Here is a 682-nt window from a genome sequence, read left to right on the forward strand (position 1 = left end):
ATTGTTATCGCCGTGGTCACGCAGCAGGGACAAACGGTCAACTCCAGCCAAAGTGCGCCGACCATCGTCAAGCTGGCGCGGCTGGATATGATGACCATCAAGGCGCAGATCTCCGAAGCCGACATCACCCGCATTTCGCCGGGACAAAAGGCTTACTTCACTATTTTCTCCGATCCGGATAAGCGCTACGACGCCACGCTGCGCACCATCGAGCTGGCACCGGAATCGGTGATGAAAGACGACTCGCTCGCCGGCACCAGCTCCGCTTCCGGCTCCGGCACCTCGAACGCCTCGGTCTATTACAACGCGCTGCTGGACGTGCCAAACCCGGAAAACCGCCTGCGCATCGCCATGACCGCGCAGGTGTCCGTGCTGCTCGGCGATGCGAAGAACACCCTGCTGGTGCCGATCCAGGCGGTGCATAAAATCGATGGCAAAGAGCAGCAGGTGCAGGTGCTGACCCAGGACCAGCGGTTGGAAACGCGCAAAGTGACCACCGGCATCACCAACAATGTCGACATTCAGATCCTCAGCGGCCTGAAAGCCGGTGAAACCGTGGTGCTGTCGCAGCCTGCCGCCAAATCGGCTGAGGATGGCATCTTCCTGTGAACGCGATCATCGAACTAAAAGGCATCAGCCGAACGTACACCAACGGCGGTCAAGCGTTAACGGTGTTGAAAGA

1 protein-coding gene is annotated in these 682 nt (G+C 59.1%); it reads left to right on the forward strand.

Features of this window, described 5'->3' with window-relative positions:
- On the forward strand, nt 1-609 hold a 609-nt coding region (locus CAG11_RS33030; RefSeq protein WP_143494905.1), incomplete at its 5' end, for an HlyD family efflux transporter periplasmic adaptor subunit.
- Between the last annotated feature and the right edge of the window lie 73 nt (nt 610-682).

The sequence above is a fragment of the Pseudomonas sp. B6(2017) genome (assembly GCF_002112765.1).
Classification (GTDB): Bacteria; Pseudomonadota; Gammaproteobacteria; order Pseudomonadales; family Pseudomonadaceae; genus Aquipseudomonas; species Aquipseudomonas piscis.